17 protein-coding genes are annotated in these 20,571 nt (G+C 60.1%); 6 read left to right on the forward strand and 11 right to left on the reverse strand.

The window, feature by feature from the left end:
• Window positions 1-412: 412 nt before the first annotated feature.
• Window positions 413-1,069: a cupin domain-containing protein gene (locus ACXAH0_RS10620; RefSeq protein WP_475182852.1), complete on the forward strand. Its 657-nt coding sequence runs from the start codon at window positions 413-415 to the stop codon at window positions 1,067-1,069.
• Here ACXAH0_RS10620 and ACXAH0_RS10625 read toward each other — a convergent pair whose 3' ends face one another.
• The 3 genes from ACXAH0_RS10625 to ACXAH0_RS10635 form a co-directional block, all read right to left on the reverse strand.
• On the reverse strand, window positions 1,070-1,612 hold the full coding sequence (locus ACXAH0_RS10625; RefSeq protein WP_475191037.1) for a DUF2867 domain-containing protein: 543 nt from the start codon (window positions 1,610-1,612) through the stop codon (window positions 1,070-1,072). It abuts the gene before it with no gap.
• 148 nt (window positions 1,613-1,760) lie between these two features.
• Complete coding sequence (locus ACXAH0_RS10630; RefSeq protein WP_475182859.1) at window positions 1,761-2,345, reverse strand: nitroreductase family protein; 585 nt, start codon at window positions 2,343-2,345, stop codon at window positions 1,761-1,763.
• A 100-nt stretch (window positions 2,346-2,445) separates the two neighbouring features.
• The gene (locus ACXAH0_RS10635) at window positions 2,446-3,378 is read right to left on the reverse strand and encodes a DMT family transporter (RefSeq protein WP_475182862.1); all 933 of its coding nucleotides are present in this window, start codon (window positions 3,376-3,378) and stop codon (window positions 2,446-2,448) included.
• Window positions 3,379-3,458: 80 nt separating this feature from the next.
• Here ACXAH0_RS10635 and ACXAH0_RS10640 point away from each other — a divergent pair, with 80 nt between their 5' ends.
• Window positions 3,459-4,400 (forward strand): LysR family transcriptional regulator, encoded by a 942-nt coding sequence (locus ACXAH0_RS10640; RefSeq protein WP_475182865.1) that lies wholly within the window; start codon window positions 3,459-3,461, stop codon window positions 4,398-4,400.
• Window positions 4,401-4,426: 26 nt separating this feature from the next.
• Here ACXAH0_RS10640 and ACXAH0_RS10645 read toward each other — a convergent pair whose 3' ends face one another.
• Both ACXAH0_RS10645 and ACXAH0_RS10650 read right to left on the reverse strand, forming a co-directional pair.
• On the reverse strand, window positions 4,427-6,256 hold the full coding sequence (locus ACXAH0_RS10645) for a tetratricopeptide repeat protein (protein ID WP_475191043.1): 1,830 nt from the start codon (window positions 6,254-6,256) through the stop codon (window positions 4,427-4,429).
• Between the two features lie 343 nt (window positions 6,257-6,599).
• Window positions 6,600-7,619, reverse strand: coding sequence for a VWA domain-containing protein (locus tag ACXAH0_RS10650; protein ID WP_475191048.1), 1,020 nt, complete (start codon window positions 7,617-7,619; stop codon window positions 6,600-6,602).
• A 686-nt stretch (window positions 7,620-8,305) separates the two neighbouring features.
• Here ACXAH0_RS10650 and trhA point away from each other — a divergent pair.
• Window positions 8,306-8,950 (forward strand): PAQR family membrane homeostasis protein TrhA, encoded by a 645-nt coding sequence (gene trhA, locus ACXAH0_RS10655; RefSeq protein ID WP_475182874.1) that lies wholly within the window; start codon window positions 8,306-8,308, stop codon window positions 8,948-8,950.
• A gap of 44 nt (window positions 8,951-8,994) precedes the next feature.
• On the opposite strand, the gene ACXAH0_RS10660 is transcribed toward trhA, so the two are convergent.
• The gene (locus ACXAH0_RS10660; RefSeq protein ID WP_475191050.1) at window positions 8,995-9,726 is read right to left on the reverse strand and encodes a L,D-transpeptidase; all 732 of its coding nucleotides are present in this window, start codon (window positions 9,724-9,726) and stop codon (window positions 8,995-8,997) included.
• Window positions 9,727-9,883: 157 nt separating this feature from the next.
• Here ACXAH0_RS10660 and ACXAH0_RS10665 point away from each other — a divergent pair, with 157 nt between their 5' ends.
• Both ACXAH0_RS10665 and ACXAH0_RS10670 read left to right on the forward strand, forming a co-directional pair.
• Entirely contained in the window at window positions 9,884-10,951 is a 1,068-nt protein-coding gene (locus tag ACXAH0_RS10665) for a dipeptidase (protein ID WP_475182885.1), read from the forward strand.
• Between the two features lie 398 nt (window positions 10,952-11,349).
• Window positions 11,350-12,078, forward strand: a complete 729-nt coding sequence (locus ACXAH0_RS10670; RefSeq protein ID WP_475182888.1) for a GntR family transcriptional regulator — start codon at window positions 11,350-11,352, stop codon at window positions 12,076-12,078.
• 155 nt (window positions 12,079-12,233) lie between these two features.
• Here ACXAH0_RS10670 and ACXAH0_RS10675 read toward each other — a convergent pair whose 3' ends face one another.
• The 5 genes from ACXAH0_RS10675 to ACXAH0_RS10695 form a co-directional block, all read right to left on the reverse strand.
• A complete protein-coding gene (locus tag ACXAH0_RS10675; protein ID WP_475182893.1) occupies window positions 12,234-13,859 on the reverse strand; it encodes an ABC transporter ATP-binding protein in 1,626 nt (541 codons plus the stop codon).
• Between the two features lie 10 nt (window positions 13,860-13,869).
• Window positions 13,870-14,994, reverse strand: a complete 1,125-nt coding sequence (locus tag ACXAH0_RS10680) for an ABC transporter permease subunit (RefSeq protein ID WP_475182894.1) — start codon at window positions 14,992-14,994, stop codon at window positions 13,870-13,872.
• Window positions 14,995-15,007: 13 nt separating this feature from the next.
• Complete coding sequence (oppB, locus tag ACXAH0_RS10685) at window positions 15,008-15,931, reverse strand: oligopeptide ABC transporter permease OppB (RefSeq protein WP_475182899.1); 924 nt, start codon at window positions 15,929-15,931, stop codon at window positions 15,008-15,010.
• Window positions 15,932-16,016: 85 nt separating this feature from the next.
• Window positions 16,017-17,603, reverse strand: coding sequence for a peptide ABC transporter substrate-binding protein (locus tag ACXAH0_RS10690; RefSeq protein WP_475191055.1), 1,587 nt, complete (start codon window positions 17,601-17,603; stop codon window positions 16,017-16,019).
• Between the two features lie 223 nt (window positions 17,604-17,826).
• A complete protein-coding gene (locus tag ACXAH0_RS10695) occupies window positions 17,827-18,345 on the reverse strand; it encodes a BA14K family protein (protein ID WP_475191059.1) in 519 nt (172 codons plus the stop codon).
• A gap of 289 nt (window positions 18,346-18,634) precedes the next feature.
• Here ACXAH0_RS10695 and ACXAH0_RS10700 point away from each other — a divergent pair, with 289 nt between their 5' ends.
• Complete coding sequence (locus tag ACXAH0_RS10700) at window positions 18,635-20,443, forward strand: ATP-binding cassette domain-containing protein (RefSeq protein WP_475191063.1); 1,809 nt, start codon at window positions 18,635-18,637, stop codon at window positions 20,441-20,443.
• Window positions 20,444-20,571: the final 128 nt, after the last annotated feature.

The raw sequence follows: 20,571 nt of genomic DNA on the forward strand, positions 1-20,571 counted from the left end.
TCATCGGACCTGCCAACTGCTTTTTGAAATCAGAGACTTCACCACAAACGGCAGATCAAGTTGACCCTTCAGAAACGCGGCACACGCCCGGGCGCCGTGGCAACTCCACCTCATCTTGCATCTTCAGACCCGCAGTCAGCACGATTCCGCAGCCAATGCAAAGTCTGCAGCGCCGTTTGCCGTCGTTTTCCCTGAATTCCACGGGCTTTTCCAGCCCGCTTATAAGCGCTTGGCCGTCGCAGTTTCAAGCGCTGCGCACACCGTTCCCAATCCGGCTTTCCGACGCGCCCGTTTCGTTTGGGGCACCGCTTTCGACCAACCGGATGCCGTTCGGGTAAAAAACGCCTTATCCCCTTCAAAACGGGTCCGGCCGCGCCATTTAGTGAAGGAAAGGAGGAGCGGGAGAGACAACATGCAGATTCACGCGGACCTGACAAAAAGAGTCCATGTCGACAGCGCCACTCTGGACTGGGTGCCCTCGCCCATGGCCGGCGTTGAACGGCGCATGCTGGAGCGGGACGGTGCGGAAGTTGCCCGCGCCACCAGTCTGGTGCGCTATGCGCCCGGCTCAGCCTTTTCCGCCCATTCCCACGATATGGGCGAGGAATTTCTGGTGCTTGACGGTGTCTTTTCCGACGAAAGCGGTGACTTTCCCAAGGGCATGTATGTGCGCAACCCGCCCGGCTCCCGCCATGTGCCGTCCAGCGATCCGGGTGCGGTCATCCTGGTGAAGCTGCGCCAGATGCAGCCTGAGGATGACAGTTTCGTGCGGGTCAACACGCTTGACCCGTCCGGCTGGCAATCCGGCCGCCCCGGCGAAACAATCCTGCCTCTTTTTGTGCGTCCAGAGGAGGAAGTCGTCATGCTGGACTGGGAGCGTGGCTCGAAATTCTCAAAACAGACCTTTCCGGGCGGCGCGGAATATTTCGTACTGGAAGGCAGTTTCGAAGACGATGACGGCCGCTATGACCAGGGCACCTGGCTGCGCCTGCCCGCCGGCAGCACACAATCGGTCCGCACCACCCAGGGCACACGCGTCTGGCGCAAGACCGGGCACCTTCTAACCTGATCACGCGGCTTTGGAAAGGTCAAGCTCCTCCCGGACCGCGTTGTCCAGAACGGCAGAGGCAATCAGTTTGTGAAATGGAAGGATCGTGGCCAGATAGGCGCGGCCGAACAGGTTGTGGCGCTTGCAGCAGGTTGACACATAAAGACGCGGCACCGTTCCCCCGGTCCTGAACACCGACAGGCGGAAATCCTGATGCCAGTCATCCTCTCCAAGGATGATTTCGTTCTGATCAATCTGGTAAATCTTGAAGAAACCGACCCGGTCGCCCGGTTGCCTGTCATGAAGCGGCAAGCCGGATTGCTCCTTTGCGAGCGTTGCCGTTGTTTTCAGACCAAGCGGGCCGGTGATCTTGTCACGCAGGCAAAGCAGTGTGTTCATCCACCCTAAATCCGCCATCAGAATATGGTCGGCCAGCACACGCATATCAGCGCGTTCCAGATCCGGCCGACCGTCAATCGGTACGGAAAAGACGTCCAAATAATCGCCGGGCGCGTGGTAGCTGTTGAGGCGGCTTGCGGCGGGCAGACTGTCGGACTGGCTCATGGGGCTCCCCTTGTGACCATTGAAGCAACCGAACCCTACCCGCTTTCACCAAGCCCCGCCCTGCGCAGATTGACACAGCCTGCGCCTTGGACGGGCCCTTCAGAACGCGGCCAGCCAAAGCCTCCGCCCCGGCTGGCCAGGTCTCGTATCAGCGCCAGCTGCCCGGAAAGGCGATCTCGTCCAGGGGCATGCGGCCGCTCGGGGCTTCACGCTCCTGCAGGCTTTCCGGCAAGCGGCTGGCCTCTCCGCGAATTCCGATGGCAAAGGCGATTTCCGCCTTGAACCGGGCCGGTACGCCAAGGCGGTCATGAATTTCGTCTTTCAGAATACCGGCCATACCATGGGTGTGATAGCCGAGTTCGGTCGCCTGAAGCGCCGCATTGGCCCAGGCTGCCCCCGCATCGAAAGAATGATAGCTGCTTGGCCGGTTGGGTTTGCCGTCGGTGCCGTCCACTTCGGTATCGGAAAAGAGATAGACCAGCGCGGACGCATGCTGAGCCCAGTCCAGATTGAACGGATTGAGCAGGTTCACCAGCGTTTCCCAGGCTGCGTCGCTGCGGCGGGCATAGACAAAGCGCCAGGGCTGGATATTGAACGCGGAGGGCGCCCAGCGGGCGGCTTCCAAGATGGTCCTAAGGTCGGCTTCCGGCATATCCGACCCGTCAAAGGCACGGGGTGACCAGCGGTCGACAAAAAGTTCTTTCACCGGATGGTCCGGGGTACGGGCTGTCATAAAGTATCTCCAAAGCTCTCCCGGGAGGCCGTCCACCCGGGCGGTTTGGACATAGAAAGGATCAACCCTGATATCCAGATCGTTTTTGGAAAATGACTGTTTATTCAGCAGGAACGGCTTGTCTACCGCTGCGGCGGTCCAGGTCCGCCGGCGGTTTAAGCGCCGGAGCGACCAGGATCGCGGTGACCACCATCAGCGCACAAAGCAGCTCCACCCGTCCGAAGGCTTCCCCAAAGACAAACCATCCCACCAGAAACATGGTCGGCAGCTCAAAACTGCCCGCCGCCGCCGTACGCATAGGGCCGATTTTCTGGCATGAGACCGTATAAAGCACCTGCGGGATCAGAGCCGTGACCAGACCCATCAGGCCAATCACCCAAAGCAGGTCGAGAGATGCTGGCACGATCGATCCGCCCCCCTCTTTGAGGGCGAGCGGCAACAGCCCGATGACGGATCCGGCAAGGGTGCTGACCGTGCGCTCCAAGGAGGACAGGCCACCGGACAGACCTGTCAGAAGAACAATCAGAAATCCGAAGGCAACCGGCGCCGGGATGGCCCAGATCAGGGCGGAAAAGACCTCATGCGCCAGCACCGACGGGTCGAGCAAAAGGAGAGCGGCCCCGAGCACCAGCGCAATGGCTGCCAGACTGCGCGCGCCCGGAGCCTGACGCAACAGGACCCAGGCGAACAGGGCTGCGAAGGCCGGGTAGGACATATATACCACCCCAACGGCCGCCAGCGGAGCTGCCTTGATGGCTTCCAGATACCCGATCAGGCTGAGACCAACAGCGGCCCCGGCCCCGGCAAACAGCAGCGCCCTGCCGCGTTTGTGTTTTTCAATGGGCAGAAACGGCAGCAGGACAATCACCGACAAGCCATAGCGGTAGAGCGCAATTGTAGCCGGACCGGTTCCATAGCCCTGAAGCTCCCGCACAAAAACAGGCGCCAGGCCAAAACAGACCGCAGTCACAACAATCGTGAGCGTGGCTGCGGCAGGTGTGGAGACGAAAGGAAGGAAGGAACGTCTGGACATGCCCCTGAAACTACAGCCCCTGATTTCAGAAATAAAATTCCTAGTTTTCATTCTTTGCATGAAATGTTTTCATACAGCTCATGATCCCGAAACTCGCCCTCCACCACCTGACACTTCTCTGCGCCCTTCAGGAGACCGGAAGCATGACCCTGTCCGCCACCCGGCTCGGCATCAGCCAGTCGGCGGCATCCCACCGGCTGCGGGAGGCGGAACGACGTCTTGGAGTGCCCCTGGTGTTGAAGGCGGAAACCGGCCTACAGCTGACACCGGAAGGAGAGCGGCTCAAGACATTGGGGGAGCGGTTCATCTCCGAACTGGCCCGCCTTGAGCAGGACCTGGAAGCCAGCGCCCAGAACAAACGCCAGCTGGTCCGGCTGGGCCAGGCCACCTACAGCCGCTATCATTGGCTGCCCGCGTTCCTAAGCTATCTGGAAAACAAAGCCCCGCAGCTCGCCGTAGACCTGTCGGGCAGTGCAACGGCCCGCCCTCTGGCCTCCTTGAGTGACGGTTCGGTGGATCTGTCCCTGGTCTTCGGGCGGCAGCCGGTTCTGTCCCGCTTCAAATCCGTGAAGCTGGGGTCAGACCCCATTGTTGCCGTGATGGCCAAAACCCATCCGCTGGCCGGGGAGGCGGTGGTCAACAGCGTCAACATGGGCGATGAGCGCTTTTTCGTCTATCCGCTGGCCGCCGAACCCGGCTTTGAATGGACCACGCTTTTGGGCAACCCCACGGTCCCGTTCCGCCGCCTCACCGCCATGCCCACACCGGAAGCGGTAATCGACCTCGTCAGGGCCAGTTTCGGCGTTGCCCTGTTCAGCCAATGGGCCATCGAACCGGAACTGGCCGACGGCACGCTGGTGGCCCGCCCCATCAGCGATGAGGGCATTTATCTGGACTGGTGGTGCGTGCGCAGGGCGTCCGATCCAGACGACAGCCCGGCCGCCCGGCTTGCCGCCGCATTGGTCGCCTGGAGCGGCCGCTCCGACCGGGCTCTGTCCACCCTCGCCTTCGGAACGGAGTGAGCCGGGCGAGGCCCGGAACGGTCATTTCAATTTGCGCTCTCAATCTCTGCTTTTTCAGCCAGAGCAGCGATCTGCTCTTTCAAGGGACTTGTGTCCTTTTCGGCATAAAGCGGGCGCAGCGCCGCGCGGGCCTGGTCCCCCTGCCCGGCCTGCAAAGAGACTTCTACAAAATGCAGGACGATTTCCGGCGATCGCCCCTGAGCCGCAGCCACCGCCTGCTTCAACAGATCCAGAGCTTCCTCCAGATCCCCGCGCTTATAGGCGGCCCACCCAAGCGTATCCAGAATGGCGGCGTTGCCGGGTTTCAATTCCAAAGCCGCTGCCGCCAGCTTCCTGCCTTCCGTCAAAGCCGCTGCATCACCGCGGCGGCTGACCAGAAACCAGGCCAGCTGATTCAGGGCAATATAGTTCTTCGGATCAATCTGCGCGAAGTGCCGCAATGCGGCTTCGGCCGTATCCAGCTCGCCGATCTGTTCTGCCAGAACGCCGGTCCGCAGCAGAGTTTGCGGTTCAGGCAGAATACCAGCCGCCGTACCATAGGATTTCAAGGCCGCCTTGAAGTCCCCCTGCTGCAAAGCGATATCCGCGCGAAGCAAATGCGCCGCCAGAAAGCGCTCGTTGCGGGAGAGCCCATTGTCCAGCGCGTTCAAGGCTCCCGGAACATCTTTCGCCTCGGACAAAAGCGCCTCCGCCTGTAAAAAGCTAATCACTGCTGAAGAAGAGTGGTCTTTCGACAGGTCATCCAACATCTCCGCGATGCGCCCACGGGTAGAGGTCATTTGCAGGAAAAGCGGGATGGCCAGCGCCCGTGCGGCTTGCGGTGGTATGTCTTCGGACAGGTCCTTGTCTGTCAGTCCAACACTCCGGAACCGGTTCAAGGCCCCCTCGCCCTGCGCAAAAGCCTTCCGCACGGCCTCCGGGTCCGGCGCTCCTGCCGCCAGTAGCGATAAACCCTGATAGAGAGCATCCACGTTTTTAAATTTCCCGCCGGAGGCCGGGCCGGCAGCCTGCCTGCCTTGGGAAAGTGCCAGCGCGTAAGCGCCCACTCTGGCAACAGGGTCAGCCGGATTAAGCTCCAAGGCCCGTTGAAGAGCCCCTTCCGCAAGATGACTTTCACCAAGAGCGAGGTTCAGACGTGCTTTTGCCCGTTGCACCTTCAAGCTGTCCTGATTGGCCACAAGGCCAATTTCTCTTTGTACCCGGGCCAGGTCTCCTTCCCGGAGCCCGATTTCGACCGACAGCAGATCTGCGTCTTTGAGCACGGTCCGGTGCCTGTCTACAGCCTGCCTTGCTTCCTCAATCCGGCCGGTCTCCAGAAGCGCATCAACAAGGCCCGTTGCCGCTTCTTCGTTTTCCGGTTCACGCTGCAGACAAGCCTTGTAGCGCTCTGCGGCGGACGCTGGATTGCCTTCACCACTTTCAATGGACGCAAGGGCCAGGAGGGTCGGACAGGCTGGCGGCGCCAGATCAACCGCATGGGCCAGCGCCTTGTGCCCCGCTTGCCTTTGCCCGGTCTCGATCAAAACCGCCGCCAGGTTCGACCAATAAGTTGCTCCTTTCGGACCAGCCTCGGCAGCGGCCGTAAAATAGGGCAAGGCGGCTTCGGCCCCGTTCATCCGGTACGTTATCGTCCCCCTCAAGTTCTGGGCATAGGCGTGATCCGGATCCTTGTTCAGCACACTGTCCACTAGGCCGGCCGCCTCGGACAGCTGCTGGCGCTCCCTGTAGATCAGCGCTTGTGCGATGGCCCTTTCCTGATTGGGCAAATCTGTGCGTCCTGAAGCCAGAAGCGCGCTTTCCGCCTTCAGCAGCTCTCCGTCGAGTGCGTATCTGATGGCTGCAAGCGCAGCGGCCAACGGCCCTTCCCCGGCCCTGAAACCTTCCAATGCGCCGATATGAGCTTGCTGGCGCAAAAGCCTGCTTGCGGCCGGGGCCTCCAAACTGCGCCCCCCTCCGTCACCCGGGCCGCCAAGTTTCGGCGACCAGTTCGCCTCCGGAGACAAAACAACAGCCGCTTTGAGAGGGCTGGAAAGAAAAGACAGGCAAATCAGCAGAGCCGGAATGGTGGCCCACCGAGCGCTGGAAACGCTGTAAAACATCATCAAAAACCTGGATTATTCTCTAAAAAGACGGCTCGGGGGTGTCCCCGAGCCGAATGTTTGAACCTCGCGTCTGCCTCATAAGACAGAGCGCCCGGCTTCAGTTCTTTTTACGGCGGAAGCGCGCAGCCCCCAGGCCACCGACTGCGGCAATCAGGAGCAGACCGGACGCTGGAAGCGGAACCGGCGTCGTGCCGCCGCCAGCCGTTCCGTAAAGCGTCAAAGACGCCGTGGCCGTTGAGCTATCAGTAAAGGTTGCCAGGGCAGTCCAGGTGTTCGCACCCGCCTTGAGGTTGAAGCCGGGGATGGTAAAGTTGCCAAGGGCATCCACCACAGCAGCAAACGTGTTTCCGTCCGGATCAGTGATCTGCACATCGGAAACACCGACAAGAACACCGCCGACGGAACCGCTGAAGACATCAATAATGTCCTGCGGATTGTCAGAGAAGTTCACGAATGTGCCCCCGCCGGCATTTGCGATGGCTTCCATGGTACTTGTAGAGCTGCCCGGGAAGCTGACGGTGTTCACGGTATACCCATCTGCCAGCGCATTTGCGGCAGCTGTTTCAGCAGCAGAAACCGATGACCCCCCATCCGAGATCACAAGAATCTGCTTGGAGGTGCCACTCCGGCCGTTGGCGTCCAGCTGATTGTCAGCAGCGACGATCCCATCACGGATATCCGTTGTGCCTGACGCATCGACACTGTTGATGGCCGCCTCCACAGCAGCGGTGCCGCCTGGAAGGGTTGTGAGCGGCTGGACCACGTTGGCGTTATTGTCAAATTCGACAATGCTAACCGCCGTTCCAGTCGGAAGGCTCCCGACCAGGCCCAGAGCGGCCTGCTGCTGCACTTCGCGGCGCGTCGGACTACCAAGAATTGGAACGCTGATCCCCATGGATCCGGACGAATCCATAACGATCACAAGATCCAAGCCACCTCCGACGGACCCGGACGCATTGGCTTGCCCTGTCGGCGACACCAATGTTCCAACCGGATAGGCACTCCCGTCAGCCGGGCTCAGCCACGCGACCGAGCCAGCGGCTTGAGCAGCACCAGCCCAGCCAAGAGCGCCAATAGCAATGACACCCGCCTTGGTTATTTTGGTAAAGTAGGACATGAATAAAAACCCCATTTCAAAACAAAACGCACGTTAGGTTCGTGCGGCGCGATATCGTTAAAAATTCACAAACGACATGTCAAGATACTGAATTCATCAGATTTAATTCAATTTTTTTGATATTTTTTTTCAAATGACAAAACTATACACCAACATACAAATAATCAATCTACAAACTTTAGGTAAATTTAATTTATCCGTCCAAGTGATTGATATTTCGTCTAAAAGTATCTTCAGCCTCTCGCCTTCCTCGACGAATGCCCGAATGCGCTACATCCTGAAAGGGCGCCCGCAAAACCTGTTAGACACTGCTGCAGCGTCGCCCTCGACAGGCAAGAGGGGCACGAAAATTCTAGATGCCAGAGACAGAGTTTAACCTGTGAGACAGCTCATCAACGGCTCACGCAGTCTTGAAGGGCTGCCGCAAAAAGGTCTGAGCGGCACTCAGGAAGGTGACCTATGCTGGGCGGGAAGCAATTTGCCGAATGGGCTCGTAGCAAGCGCGATTGATGATGACCTATTTGACCGCACTCAGGGGACATCGGACGATGTCGCACGTCTGGCCAGATCCCCAGCCGGGCAAAAGCAGCGTGACACAGCCCGGCGGGCCTCATGACCGCCGCAGCTGGCGCCTATGCATCTTTCGCCCTTGAACGGAACGCCCATGCCAGACCGGGAGCAAACATATGGCTGATCTCCGCCCGCAGACGCTTGCCGAACTGATCGCCGATGGTGCCGTGCATGTGACCGGGATCTGTCTTGGCCTGACCGCCTGCATCATCCTCGCTGTCAGTCTTTGGCATGCGGACGATCCGGCCCGGCAGGTGACCGTCATGATTTATGCGGCCTGCTTGATGGCCATGTTGATCTGCTCCGCGCTCTACAACATGCTCGCACGGGACCAGCGCTCGGGTATTTTGCGGCGGCTGGACCACGCGGCCATTTTCCTGATGATCGCCGGAACCTATACGCCGCTGGCCGGAGTGATCATCGGCGGCTGGACCGGTGGAATTCTGCTGGCCGTGGTCTGGACCGGCGCGGTCTCGGGCGCCGTTGTGAAGTTATTCCACCTGACCGGCCTGGACCGGCTGACGGTGCCCATCTATCTGGGGCTCGGCTGGGTGGTTGTCTTTGCCGCAGGCCCGCTGATCGAACGAGCCTCCCCTTTCGGCTTTTTCATGATCCTGGGCGGCGGCCTGCTCTACACGGTGGGCACCGTGTTTTACGCCTGGAAACAGTTGCCGTTCCAGAATGCGATCTGGCACGGCTTTGTGCTGGCGGCCGCCATTTGCCACTTTGGCGCCGTGCTGCATGATGTTGCGATGATCTGACACCATATATCAACCAGCGCTGGCCCGCCGCAGCTGCCGGTGTCTCAGGCTTCCCCGTCAGGGTCCTCGCTGAGCACCACAACCTTGGTGCGCAAGGGCACCCGGTTGAACAGGTCAATCACGTCCTGCTGCCACATGCGGATGCAGCCCGAGGACACGCTTTTGCCGATGGAGGACGGTTTGTTGGTGCCGTGGATGCGGAATAATGTGTCCCTCGAACCTTGCCACAGATCCATGGCCCTGGCCCCGAGCGGGTTTTTGAGCCCGGGCGGATAGCCCTTTTCCCAATAGCGCTCCAGGGACGGTTTGCGGGCAATCATTTCCCGTGGAGGGCGCCAGATCGGGTGTTCCCGTTTCACCCGGATCAACGCCTCGCCGGACCACGCAAATCCCGCCCGGCCAACACCAATCCCATAACGCAGGGCCTTTTTGTTGCCCAGCGTCCAATACAGGAAGTTGTTATAGGGATCGACAATGATCGTGCCTGGCCGTTCCCGTGTCTTGTAATCCACCACCTGGCGCCAATATGTGCGGTCAAAGGTCTTGTAGTTGATCGCAGGCCAGGTGAAATCCCCGTCCGGCAAGGCGGCATAGGCCGACGCATAATCAAAGGTTTCATCCGGCAGGTCTGCCTGATCCGGCAATCCGACCACGGTCTGGCATCCGGCCAGGGCACTTCCAACCAGAAACACCCCCCCTGCCAGAAGCACACGCCTGGAGACCGGGGCAGCCTCCTCCGGGTTCACCTTGATCCGGTGCGGCACATCATGCGTCATGGAACCTCCAAAAAACTGGACCTCTTCTTGCGTCAGCTTTTCAGGTGTTGCAAGTCACATTCGCAAAAGCCGCCTTACATTCTCCGTGACAGTGTTTAAATAGAGACGGACCGGTCTGCATCGGCCCATCTCTTCCCCGTTTTGCCAAGGACCCTTTATGCCTACCGCTCCTGCCACCTGCCCCTTCCCTGTCTTTGATGGTCATAACGACACGCTGCTGAAGCTTGAAACCAGTGCCTTGAAAGGGGAGCCGCGCTCCTTCTTCGACCGCTCTGACAACGGCCATATCGATCTGGAGCGCTCTAAGGAAGCCGGGTTTTCCGGGGGGCTTTTTGCCATGTTTGTGCCCTCCAATCCCGAACAGGACTTCGCAAAGCCGTTCGATCCCCGTGATCCGGCCAATTTTCAGGAGGTGCCCCAGGACGCGGCCCACGCCTTCACCTTGCGCCTTCTGGAGCGCGCCGAGCAGATCGAAGCCGAGGCCGGCGGCGATGTCTGCATCTGCCGCACACCGGAGGAAAACACACAGGCTGTGGAGGCGGGCAAGCTGGCCGTCAGCCTTCACATTGAGGGCGCGGAAGCCATCGATGCCAATTTCTATGCCCTTGAGGAGTTCTACAAGCGCGGCCTGCGCTCCCTCGGGCTGGTTTGGAGCCGTCCCAACGCCTTTGCCGAAGGCGTGCCCATGGCCTATCCGGCCTCCCCCGATACCGGCGCGGGCCTGACCGGGGCCGGACGCGATCTGGTGCGGGCCTGCAACAAGCTGGGTGTGCTTCTGGACGTCTCGCATCTGAACGAAAGAGGGTTCTGGGATCTGGCCCGGATTACCGAACGGCCGATTGTCGCCAGCCATTCCAATGCCCATGCGCTGTGCGCCAACAGCCGCAACCTGACCGACAAGCAGCTTGATGCCATCAAGGAGAGCGACGGTCTGGTCGGCATCAATTTTCATGTGGCCTTCCTGCGCCCGGATGGCACCCATAACCGGGACACGCCTTTGGAGGTCATTGCCGATCATGCCGCCTATCTCGCCGACCGCATAGGAGAAGACCGGGTGGCCCTCGGCTCGGACTTTGACGGCTGCCTTGTGCCTAAGGATCTGGGCGATGTCACTGGCCTTTACCGTCTGTTCGAAGTGCTGGAGAGCCGTGGCTTCTCGGAAGCGGCGATGCGCAAACTGGCGCATCAAAACTGGCTTTCGGCGCTCAAAAAGGCTGCCGCCTAAGATCAAAATTGAGCCAGATCCGGCAGAAATGCGCGTCTTTTTTCTGACTACTCGCAATTTTGTGACCAGATCTGTCAATTTCGCGATTGAAATTCAAGCAGATAGACTAGACTATAGTCTGATAAGTTAAATTGGCAGTCGCTAAATTACCAATCCCGGCGCTGCATCTCACGAGTGTTGATTGGCAGGCCAGCTCCGGCAGACCTCAAATTGACGTGGATGAGATGCAAAAGACCGGAAGGCAGCTGCAAAGGATAGGCGTGCCCCATTGACCGTTTTCCCGGTGCTGTCGGAGAATTCGGAACCCTTGCGCTTCATTCGGGCTCCGTATGCGGACGGAACCTTGCGTTGGGGTATTGAGCGCAAGGCCACTTCGATGTCTGGGACGGGGGAAGGACGTGACGTTAAGTTTTGCTGCCGCTGAAACGGCCCAGACCAACGGTCAGGCTGGCGACAAGCGCCCGCGCAAATCCGCGGCCGTTTTTCAGGACCTGAAACGGAAGATCATCACCGGTGAGCTGACCCCTGAATGCCCGATGACCGAACAGGCCCTGGCCGCAGAATATGGCTGTTCGCAAAGCACGATCCGCGAAGCGTTGATGCTGCTTCAGGAAGGCGGCCTTGTGGTCAGGCGGGGCTATCAGGGCACCTATGTCACCGACCCCAGTCTCAATGAGGCCCTTCTGTTGCTGCGCATGCGGATTGACATTGAAACCGCCGGGGCGGCGGAGGCGGCCCGCAACATGACCCCTTGCATGGCGGAAACCTTGCGAGATCTGGACACCCATTTCCAGGAAGCCCGTGAAGGCCGGGACCTGTTTGCCTGTGCGGAAATCGACCGGCATTTTCATCTTCAGATTTTCAGACTGGCGGACATGCCCGCCCTGGAGCCGATCCTCGTGCGCACCTCGATGATGCTCCAGCGGGTGCTGCTGCCCAATCCGATTTCCGACTCGACCTGGAGCAGCAAGAACCGGGTCACCCATGCGCAAATGATCTGCGCCCTGGAGGAGAAAGACGGTCAGAAGCTGGCGAAAATGACGCGCTTCCACATTCTGTCCAGCGCTGTTCAGCTCGCGCCGGATTTTTATGGCTCCAGCGTGGAAGGACTGATGGGCGAAGGCTGACGGCAGCTAAGCTCATGCAACTGCGCCACATCCCCCTCTCCGCTCCGTCAAATCATCTTTCACCGGATGAGTGTTGCGCTGCCTGAACTCAGAAATGTCAGCGCACAAGGCAAGCCGGTTCGCATCCATATGAACACGGCACGCCCGAATCCTCTTTAGCCGGTCTCCCTCATCTGCCTTTTGGCCAGCATTGCCGCACCGATCAGTTCCCGCGTATAGGCGGACTGCGGGGCTTCGAAGATGTGTTCAGCCGTTCCCGCCTCCACCACCTTGCCACGCTGCATCACCATGACCGTGTCGGAGAGGGCCCGCACCACCGCCAGATCGTGAGAAATGAACAGATAGGTGAGGTCGTGGGCCTTCTGCAGATCGCGCAGAAGCTCGACCACCTGCTTCTGGATCGTACGGTCGAGGGCTGACGTGGGCTCGTCCAGCACCACCAGTTCCGGCTTCAAAACCATGGTCCGGGCAATCGCGATGCGCTGGCGCTGGCCGCCGGAAAACTCGTGCGGGTAGCGGTTGCGCATCACCGGATCCAGTGACACTTCTTCCAGGGCCAGGCAGGCGCGGGCCTCCCGCTCCCGGGCACTCAGGGACGGTTCATGCACCAGAAGGCCCTCCGCTATGATTTGCCCGACGGTCAGGCGCGGGCTGAGCGATCCGAACGGGTCCTGGAAAATCAGCTGCATGTCCTTGCGCAGCCCGCGCATGGCCGCCCGGTCCAGGCCCGAAATCTGCTGTCCCTGAAACACGACCCGGCCGCCGGCAGGCAGAAGGTTCAACACCGCCCGGCCGAGGGTCGACTTGCCCGATCCGCTTTCCCCGACAATGCCGAGCGTCTGGCCCTTGCGCAGGGAGAAGCTGATATCGTCAACGGCCCGCAAGATGTGCTTTGGCTGCAGAAAGCCCGTATCCAGCTGGAATTCCACGTTGACCTTTTGCGCTTCCATCAGCACAGGGGCATCGTCCGGCACCGCAGGTTTGCGGCCCGATGGCTCCGCATCCAGCAGCATGCGCGTATAGGGATGTTCAGGGGCAGCAAAGATCCTGCCCGTGTCGCCGCACTCCACCACCTCACCGGTTTTCATCACATAGACCCGGTCCGAAATCCGGCGCACGATGCCCAGATCATGGGTAATGAAAATTACCGCCATGCCGAGCCGCTGCTGCAGCTCGCGCAGGAGATCCAGAATCTGGGCCTGGGTGGTTACGTCCAGCGCCGTGGTCGGCTCGTCGGCAATGAGCACATCGGGGTCATTGGCCAGCGCCATGGCAATCATCACACGCTGGCGCTGCCCCCCGGACATCTCATACGGATAGGCTTTGATCTTGCGCTCCGGCTCAGGAATATTCACCAGCTTGAGCAGCTCCAGCGCCTTGGCCTGGGCCGCTTTCCATGACAGGCCGCCATGAACAACCATCGGCTCTGCCAGCTGGCGGCCAATGGTGTAAAGCGGATCGAGCGACGTCATCGGCTCCTGGAAGATCATGGTGATCCTGGCGCCGCGCACCCGGTTCAGCTCCCGGACCGGCAGGCCCAGAAGATTGCGCTCTTCATAGACCACGCTGCCTTCGGTGCGGCCATTGGTGGCCAGAAGCCCCATGGCCGCCATCATGGTCTGGCTTTTGCCCGAGCCGCTTTCACCCACAATCGCGACCGTCTCACCGGCCTTGACGGTGATATCAACACCGCGCACGGCCTCCACCGGGCCGGTGGCCGTGTCAAAGGTGACTTTCAATCCGTTGATGGACAGTACGTCCTGGCTGTTGTCCTGCGTCATGCCCGTCTCCTCACCTGTCTTTCGGATCCAGCGCATCGCGCAGTCCGTCGCCAATGAAGTTCAGCGCGAACAAGGTCGATGTCAGGAAAATGGACGGGAAAATCAGCATCCACGGCGCCCCTTGCAGGTTGCGTGCGCCTTCGGAAATCAGAACGCCCCAGCTGGTCATCGGCTCTTGAACCCCAAGGCCCAGGAAGGACAGGAAGCTCTCCAGCAAGATCACCTTGGGCACCAGCAGCGTCATATAGACAACCACTGGCCCGAGCGTGTTGGGAATGATGTGCCGGCGCAAGATGCCGCCATCGCCAACTCCCATGGCTTCGGCGGCCTGCACATATTCCTGCCGCTTGATAGTCAGGGTCTGGCCGCGCACGATCCGGGCCATATCAAGCCACTCCACCGCCCCGACGGCAATGAACATCAGCACAAAGTTGCGGCCGAAAAACACCACCAGCATGATGACAAAGAAGATGAAGGGCAGCGAATAGAGAATGTCCACCACCCGCATCATCATCTGGTCGATGCGCCCGCCGAGATAACCGGAGGCCGCGCCATAAATCACGCCGATGGAAATGGCCACCACCGTTGCCAGCAGCCCGATGGTCAGCGACACCCGCCCGGCAATGAAGGTGCGGGTCATCATGTCCCGGCCATTGGCGTCCGTGCCGAAGTAAAAATGCTTGTAGTCAATCTCAGCCCGCACAACTGCCGATTTTCCGTCTTCGGACAGATCACTCACCTGCGCATTGTGGAACAGGTCGCTGCGGTCAAAATACCGGCCCGTACGCGGATCGATTTTGCGGCGGGAGGTGACCTTGGCCACCACGCTGCCGCCCTCCAGCGCATAGGTTTCCACCGTGACCCGCGCCCGTTTGGCTGCCGCGCGGAAACCCGGCTCAACCTGATCGGGCTTGGGATAGGCCGAGAGGCTTGCCGGGACTTTCACATAGTCCCGGTAGACGGTCTTGAAGCCATGGGGCGACAGCTCCGGCCCCAGGATCGAAATCAGGGTGATCGCCAGGAGAACCGCCATGCTGGCCACCGCCGCCCGGTTGGCCAGAAGACGGTCGCGGGCATCGTCCCAAAGGGACCGCCCCTTGCCGGGTGCGCCATTGCCGGTTGCAGTCACTGTCATGTCCTGCCTCCCCTCAGTCGTAGCGCACACGCGGATCAAGCAGCGCATAGAGAAGATCCACGATGAGGTTGAACAGGATGACAAAACAGGCGACCACCACAACCGTGCCCATCACCAGCGTATAGTCGCGGTTGAGCGCTCCTTGCACGAAATAGCGGCCAATGCCCGGAATGCCGAAGATCGTCTCCACCACCACGGACCCGGTCAAAAGCGCTGCGGCCGCCGGGCCCAGATAGGAGACAACGGGCAGAATCGCGCCGCGCAGCGCATGCACGACGATGACCAGATAGGAGCTCAGGCCATAAGCCCTGGCGGTGCGCACATGGTTGGAGCGCAGGGCCTCGATCATCGAGCCCCGCGTCAGCCGGGCCACCACAGCCACCTGCGGCAGGGCCAGGGTCACCACCGGCAGGATAACATTGACAAAGGCCCCGCCATTCCAGCCGCCGACCGGCAGCCAGCCAAGCCAGACCCCCAGCACCAGTGTGAGGATCGGCGCAACGACGAAATTGGGAATGGTGACACCGAGCGTCGCGGCCGCCATCACCGTATAGTCGGTCGCCTGGTTCTGCCGGAGTGCGGCAATCACCCCCATGGTCCCGCCCACTACCAGGGCAAGGCACAGTGCGGACAGGCCGAGCTGGATGGAGATCGGCAGACTCGCGGCAAACAACTCGTTGATGGTGAAATCGCGGAAATAGAAACTCGGCCCGAAATCCAGCCGGGAAATGCTGTGCAGGTATAGCAGATACTGGTTCCAGAGCGGCTCGTCGAGGTGATAGATCCTGTTCAGGTTCTCCATCACCTTGGCCTCAAGCGGCCGTTCCAGATCGAACGGCCCGCCGGGCGCGATCCGGATCAGAAAAAACGAGAGTGTGACAATCAAAAAGAGGGTCGGGATTGCGCCAAGCAATCGGCCGAGCACATATCGGTGCATGGAGGTCCCCTGTCATCCTTCCGGCGGTCTTTTGCTGGCCACCTTGAGAGATACCGGCAGGAGGGTCCTGCCGGTTCCGGTGCTCTTATTCGGAAATGCTCATCCAGCGGCTCGGATGGACGTTGAGAAGATTGTCCTCAAATCCGGAGACCTTGTCCGACACCAGGTTCATGGACCCGTAATACATGAGCGGAATGAAAGGCAGATCGCGCATGAACAGCTCTTCGGCCTGTTTCAGCACGGCAGCGCGCTTTTCCAGATCGATGGTCTGGGCAGCCTCATCCATCAGCGCGTCATATTCGGGATTTTCATACCGGGCATAGTTGAAGCCGGTATTGTCGCTTTCTACCATGAACAGGAAGTTCTGCGGATCGGAATAATCACCGATCCAGCCGGCCCGGGCGATGTCGAAATCCCCGCGGTCGCGCAGCATGGCGTAGTGGGTCTTGGTGTCCGTGTTGATCATCGAGATTTCGACCCCCAGCGGGGCCCACATGTCGGCAATGGCAACAGCCGTGTTCTTGTGATTTTCGGACGTGTTGTAGTTGATCGTCAGTTTCAGCGGATTGTCCGGGCCATAGCCGGCCTTTTCCAGAAGTTCAAGCGCCTTGTCCTCCCGGTCGATCTGGGACATGTCCTTGTAATCCGCATAGGCGGGCTCGCCGTAATTGCCGATGCCGGGCGGCACAAAGGAATAGCCGGCCACCATGGTGGAGCCCCAGATCTCGTCTGCCAGGAATTCCCGGTCTATGGACATGGACAGCGCCTGACGCACATCCGGATTGGACAGCGCTTCATCCTCATGGTTCAGCGCGTAATAATAGGTACCGAGATAAGGCGCGACGCGGAACTTGTCGCCCAGTTCCTCGCGCATGAAGGCGACCTGCTCGGTCGGCGCATCATCGTTGGTGTCCAGCTCACCGGCCTGGAACCGGCGCAGGGCCGCGCCCCGGTCTTCCGTCGGATAGAAAAAGACCGTGTCGATCTTCACATTGTCCGCATCATGAAAATAGGGGTTCTTGGTGGCTTTCACGTGAGCGTTCGGGATGAACTCTGCCAAGGTGAACGCGCCATTGGTAACAATATGCTCCGGTTTGACGAAATCCTTGCCATAAGCTTCAACCGTGGCTGGATGCACCGGCAAGCCGGTCTGGTGGGCCAGGAGATCGACAAAATAGGGCGTTGCCGCTTCCAGGGTGATTTCGAGCGTCTGGTCATCAAGGGCCTTGACGCCCAGCGTGTCCGGGTCTGCTCCGCCCTTGTTGATCTTTTCCGCGTTTTTGATCGGATAGAGCACAGTTGCATATTTCGCGCCGGTTTCCGGCGTCATGATCCGTTTCAGGGAATAGACAAAATCTCCCGCGACAACCGGATCACCATTCGACCATTTGGCATCATCACGCAGTTTGAACGTATAGGCCGTGCCGTCGTCCGACACAGTCCATTCGCTGGCAACACCCGGGATGATCTTGCCGTCAGCACTATAGGCCACCAGGCCTTCATAGAGATCGCGCAGGATATGTGCTTCATAAACTGTAGACGTAATGTGCTGATCCAGCGTTTCCGGATCAGCCGTATTGCCGCGATGATACACTACCTCGGCAAAGGCAGTCAGTGAGGTGGCCGCCATCAAGGCTGCCGCAAGCGCCGTTACACGCATCGACTTCAACATTCTCGCTCTCCCCTCTTGGATTATCTTTGGAGCTACGGAAACGATAGAAAAACAGAATTCCACGCTCCATGCGCGCAATCAACCTTGCCCTTAGGGCATGTTCCTATTTTTGTCGAAGAAAGGTGATATTTTTACACACTTCAGCCTAAATCAGGAAAATTATCCCGTATTTAATGATCCCGCCGCATAAAGACCGGCAGCGCCGCGAAATAGAATTACACAATTAGCGGCAAAAACGATATTTTCCACTGTAAGCCAGATAGGTGCCCGTATTGGGGTTGAAAGATTTGTACTTCCGGGCGCAATAGGCTGCCCATTGGGGCGTGAACGGGGCCAGGCCGGTCTTGGTGTAGGGCACGCGCTGCGGCTGCCCCACATAGGCGCGCGGAGCAACATAACGGCGCGGCGCAATATAGCGTGGGGCCACGTACCGGCGGGGCGCAACGTAGACCCTGGACCGGTAAGGATAGGCCCGCCGGTCATACGGATGATAGTAATAGGGCGGCCCATATGGCAGGAAGGGTGGCCCGGTGAAGCCGCGCGCGCCATAAAAGACACCGCTGCGATAGCCGCCCGTGCCGAAACCGAAGGTTATGCCGCCGCCGCCCATATAAAACCCGTCCGCCTGGGCCCGGTCCGGCAGGGCAAGGCCCGACAGAACGGTCACGGCAAGCGCAAGACCTGCCGCAAGACCAAAGACCCGGCAGGCCGAGAGAGACGAAGTCCTGATCAGATCATACATTTCTGGCTCCTCCCGGCCGCCCGGCGCGCGCCCCCGCATCCGGACTGGCCGGTTTGTGTCCACAGCCCACTGACCCAACGGCAAGCCTACACCAGCCCGGCGCAAAAATCCGCCCGGCCCCGATCAATTTTTCTGCGCGGATGGCGTTGCGCTGCTTGACCGAGCCAGCGGGCCGTCCTTCACACCGCGCCTTGCCTGCAAATTGGAAAATACCATCAGACCGGTTTCTATCAGGTGAGATTGGTATTAAGAGGAGCCGTCCAATTCACCGACGCGTTCAAAGGTTTTCATGGCCCCGCCCCTGCTGACACTGCGAGACATTCATCTGACTTTCGGCGGCACGCCGCTTCTGACCGGTGCCGAGCTGTCCGTCTCGGAAGGAGACCGGATCTGCCTGGTGGGCCGCAACGGGTCCGGCAAGTCGACATTGTTGAAAATCGCGGCTGGACTGGTGGAAATGGACCGGGGCGAACGCTTTTTCCAGCCCGGACGCACCGTTCGCTACCTGCCCCAGGACCCGGATCTGAGCGCCTATGGTTCCACCCTCGACTATGTCAATGAGGGCCTGACCGAAGGGGATGATCCCTATCGCGGCGCCTATCTGCTCAATGTGCTCGGCCTGAGCGGCGAGGAAGACCCCAAGGCGCTGTCCGGCGGTGAGGCCCGGCGCGCAGCGCTCGCCCGCACGCTGGCGCCGGAACCGGACATCCTGCTTCTGGACGAACCCACCAACCATCTGGATCTGCCCGCCATCGAGTGGCTGGAAGAGGAGCTGAAAAGCCTGAAATCCGCTCTCGTTCTGATTTCCCATGACCGGCGTTTTCTGGAAAATCTCTCCCGGGCCACGGTCTGGATCGACCGGGGCACCTCCCGGCGCATGGATAGGGGCTTTGCCCATTTTGAAGCCTGGCGCGACGAGGTGTTCGAGCAGGAAGAGATCGACCAGCAGAAACTGGCCCAGAAGATCAAGCGCGAAGAGCACTGGATGACCTATGGGGTGACCGCACGGCGCAAGCGCAACATGCGCCGGGTGCGGGAACTGGCCGCCCTGCGTCAGCAAAAGCGCGAGCACCGGGGGCCGCAAGGCACAGCAAAGCTGGCCGCCAGCGACGCAGAGGTCTCCGGCAAGCTGGTGGCCGAGGCCAAGGGTATTTCCAAGTCCTTCGGCGAGCGGGTCATCGTGAAGGACTTTTCCACCCGCATCCAGCGGGGCGACCGGATTGGCCTTGTGGGGCCGAACGGGGCGGGCAAGACCACTCTTTTGAAAATGCTGACCGGAGAGCTCGCCCCCGATGTGGGCACCACACGGCTTGGCACCAATCTGGAAATGGTGACGCTGGATCAGAAGCGGGAAAACCTGGACCTGAATGACAGTCTGGCCATGGTGTTGACCGGCGGGCGCGGCGACATGGTCATGATCGGCGACGAGAGCAAACACGTCATGTCCTATATGAAGGACTTCCTGTTCTCGCCCGAACAGGCCCGCACCCCGGTCGGGGTCCTGTCCGGGGGCGAGCGCGCCCGCGCCATGCTGGCCCGGGCCCTTGCCAACAAGTCCAACATGATGGTGCTCGACGAGCCGACCAACGATCTCGACCTGGAAACCCTCGACCTCTTGCAGGAGCTTCTGGCCGATTATCCGGGCACCGCCCTGATCGTCTCCCACGACCGCGATTTCCTCGACCGGGTCGCCACCTCCGTCATCGTTCATGAGGGCGACGGCCTGTGGCGCGAATATGCTGGCGGCTATACGGACATGCTGGCCCAGCGGGGAGAAGGCGTCACCGCCCGCGAGGCGAACAAGGCTGCCCCCCCCAAGCGCGGCAAACAGGCCCCGTCAAAGACCGCCGCCGAGACCCCCAAGGCAAAATCAAAGCTTTCCTTCACCCAGCAGCATCTTCTCAAAACCCTGCCGGAGACAATTGAAAAGATAGACGCCCGGCTGGCCAAGCTGCAGGCGGAGATGAACGACCCGCAACTCTACGCCCAGAACCCGGACAAATTCGCAAAACTCTCGCAGACCATCACGGACCTGACCGCGGAAAAGGATGCGGCAGAAGAACAGTGGCTGGAGCTGGAGATGCTGAACGAGGGGTGATTGCGGGTCGTGTGTGCGGGACAGGCGGCTCCCAATCGCCCTTGCCTTGCCGGACTCCATTGCGAGTAGACCCCCATCGGATCGGGGATGACCTTCTGAGGAGCAGCCGCACCGCTTTTTTTTCGCAG

It is taken from the genome of Roseibium sp. AWQ4_290 (genome assembly GCF_056160985.1).

Coding starts and splice junctions, on each gene's coding strand:
- ACXAH0_RS10620 (WP_475182852.1), top strand. CDS start 413: ATGCAGATTCACGCGGACCTGACAAAAAGAGTCCATGTCGACAGCGCC.
- ACXAH0_RS10625 (WP_475191037.1), bottom strand. CDS start 1,612: ATGAGCCAGTCCGACAGTCTGCCCGCCGCAAGCCGCCTCAACAGCTAC.
- ACXAH0_RS10630 (WP_475182859.1), bottom strand. CDS start 2,345: ATGACAGCCCGTACCCCGGACCATCCGGTGAAAGAACTTTTTGTCGAC.
- ACXAH0_RS10635 (WP_475182862.1), bottom strand. CDS start 3,378: ATGTCCAGACGTTCCTTCCTTCCTTTCGTCTCCACACCTGCCGCAGCC.
- ACXAH0_RS10640 (WP_475182865.1), top strand. CDS start 3,459: ATGATCCCGAAACTCGCCCTCCACCACCTGACACTTCTCTGCGCCCTT.
- ACXAH0_RS10650 (WP_475191048.1), bottom strand. CDS start 7,619: ATGTCCTACTTTACCAAAATAACCAAGGCGGGTGTCATTGCTATTGGC.
- trhA (WP_475182874.1), top strand. CDS start 8,306: ATGGCTGATCTCCGCCCGCAGACGCTTGCCGAACTGATCGCCGATGGT.
- ACXAH0_RS10660 (WP_475191050.1), bottom strand. CDS start 9,726: ATGACGCATGATGTGCCGCACCGGATCAAGGTGAACCCGGAGGAGGCT.
- ACXAH0_RS10665 (WP_475182885.1), top strand. CDS start 9,884: ATGCCTACCGCTCCTGCCACCTGCCCCTTCCCTGTCTTTGATGGTCAT.
- ACXAH0_RS10675 (WP_475182893.1), bottom strand. CDS start 13,859: ATGACGCAGGACAACAGCCAGGACGTACTGTCCATCAACGGATTGAAA.
- ACXAH0_RS10680 (WP_475182894.1), bottom strand. CDS start 14,994: ATGACAGTGACTGCAACCGGCAATGGCGCACCCGGCAAGGGGCGGTCC.
- oppB (WP_475182899.1), bottom strand. CDS start 15,931: ATGCACCGATATGTGCTCGGCCGATTGCTTGGCGCAATCCCGACCCTC.
- ACXAH0_RS10690 (WP_475191055.1), bottom strand. CDS start 17,603: ATGTTGAAGTCGATGCGTGTAACGGCGCTTGCGGCAGCCTTGATGGCG.
- ACXAH0_RS10695 (WP_475191059.1), bottom strand. CDS start 18,345: ATGTATGATCTGATCAGGACTTCGTCTCTCTCGGCCTGCCGGGTCTTT.
- ACXAH0_RS10700 (WP_475191063.1), top strand. CDS start 18,635: ATGGCCCCGCCCCTGCTGACACTGCGAGACATTCATCTGACTTTCGGC.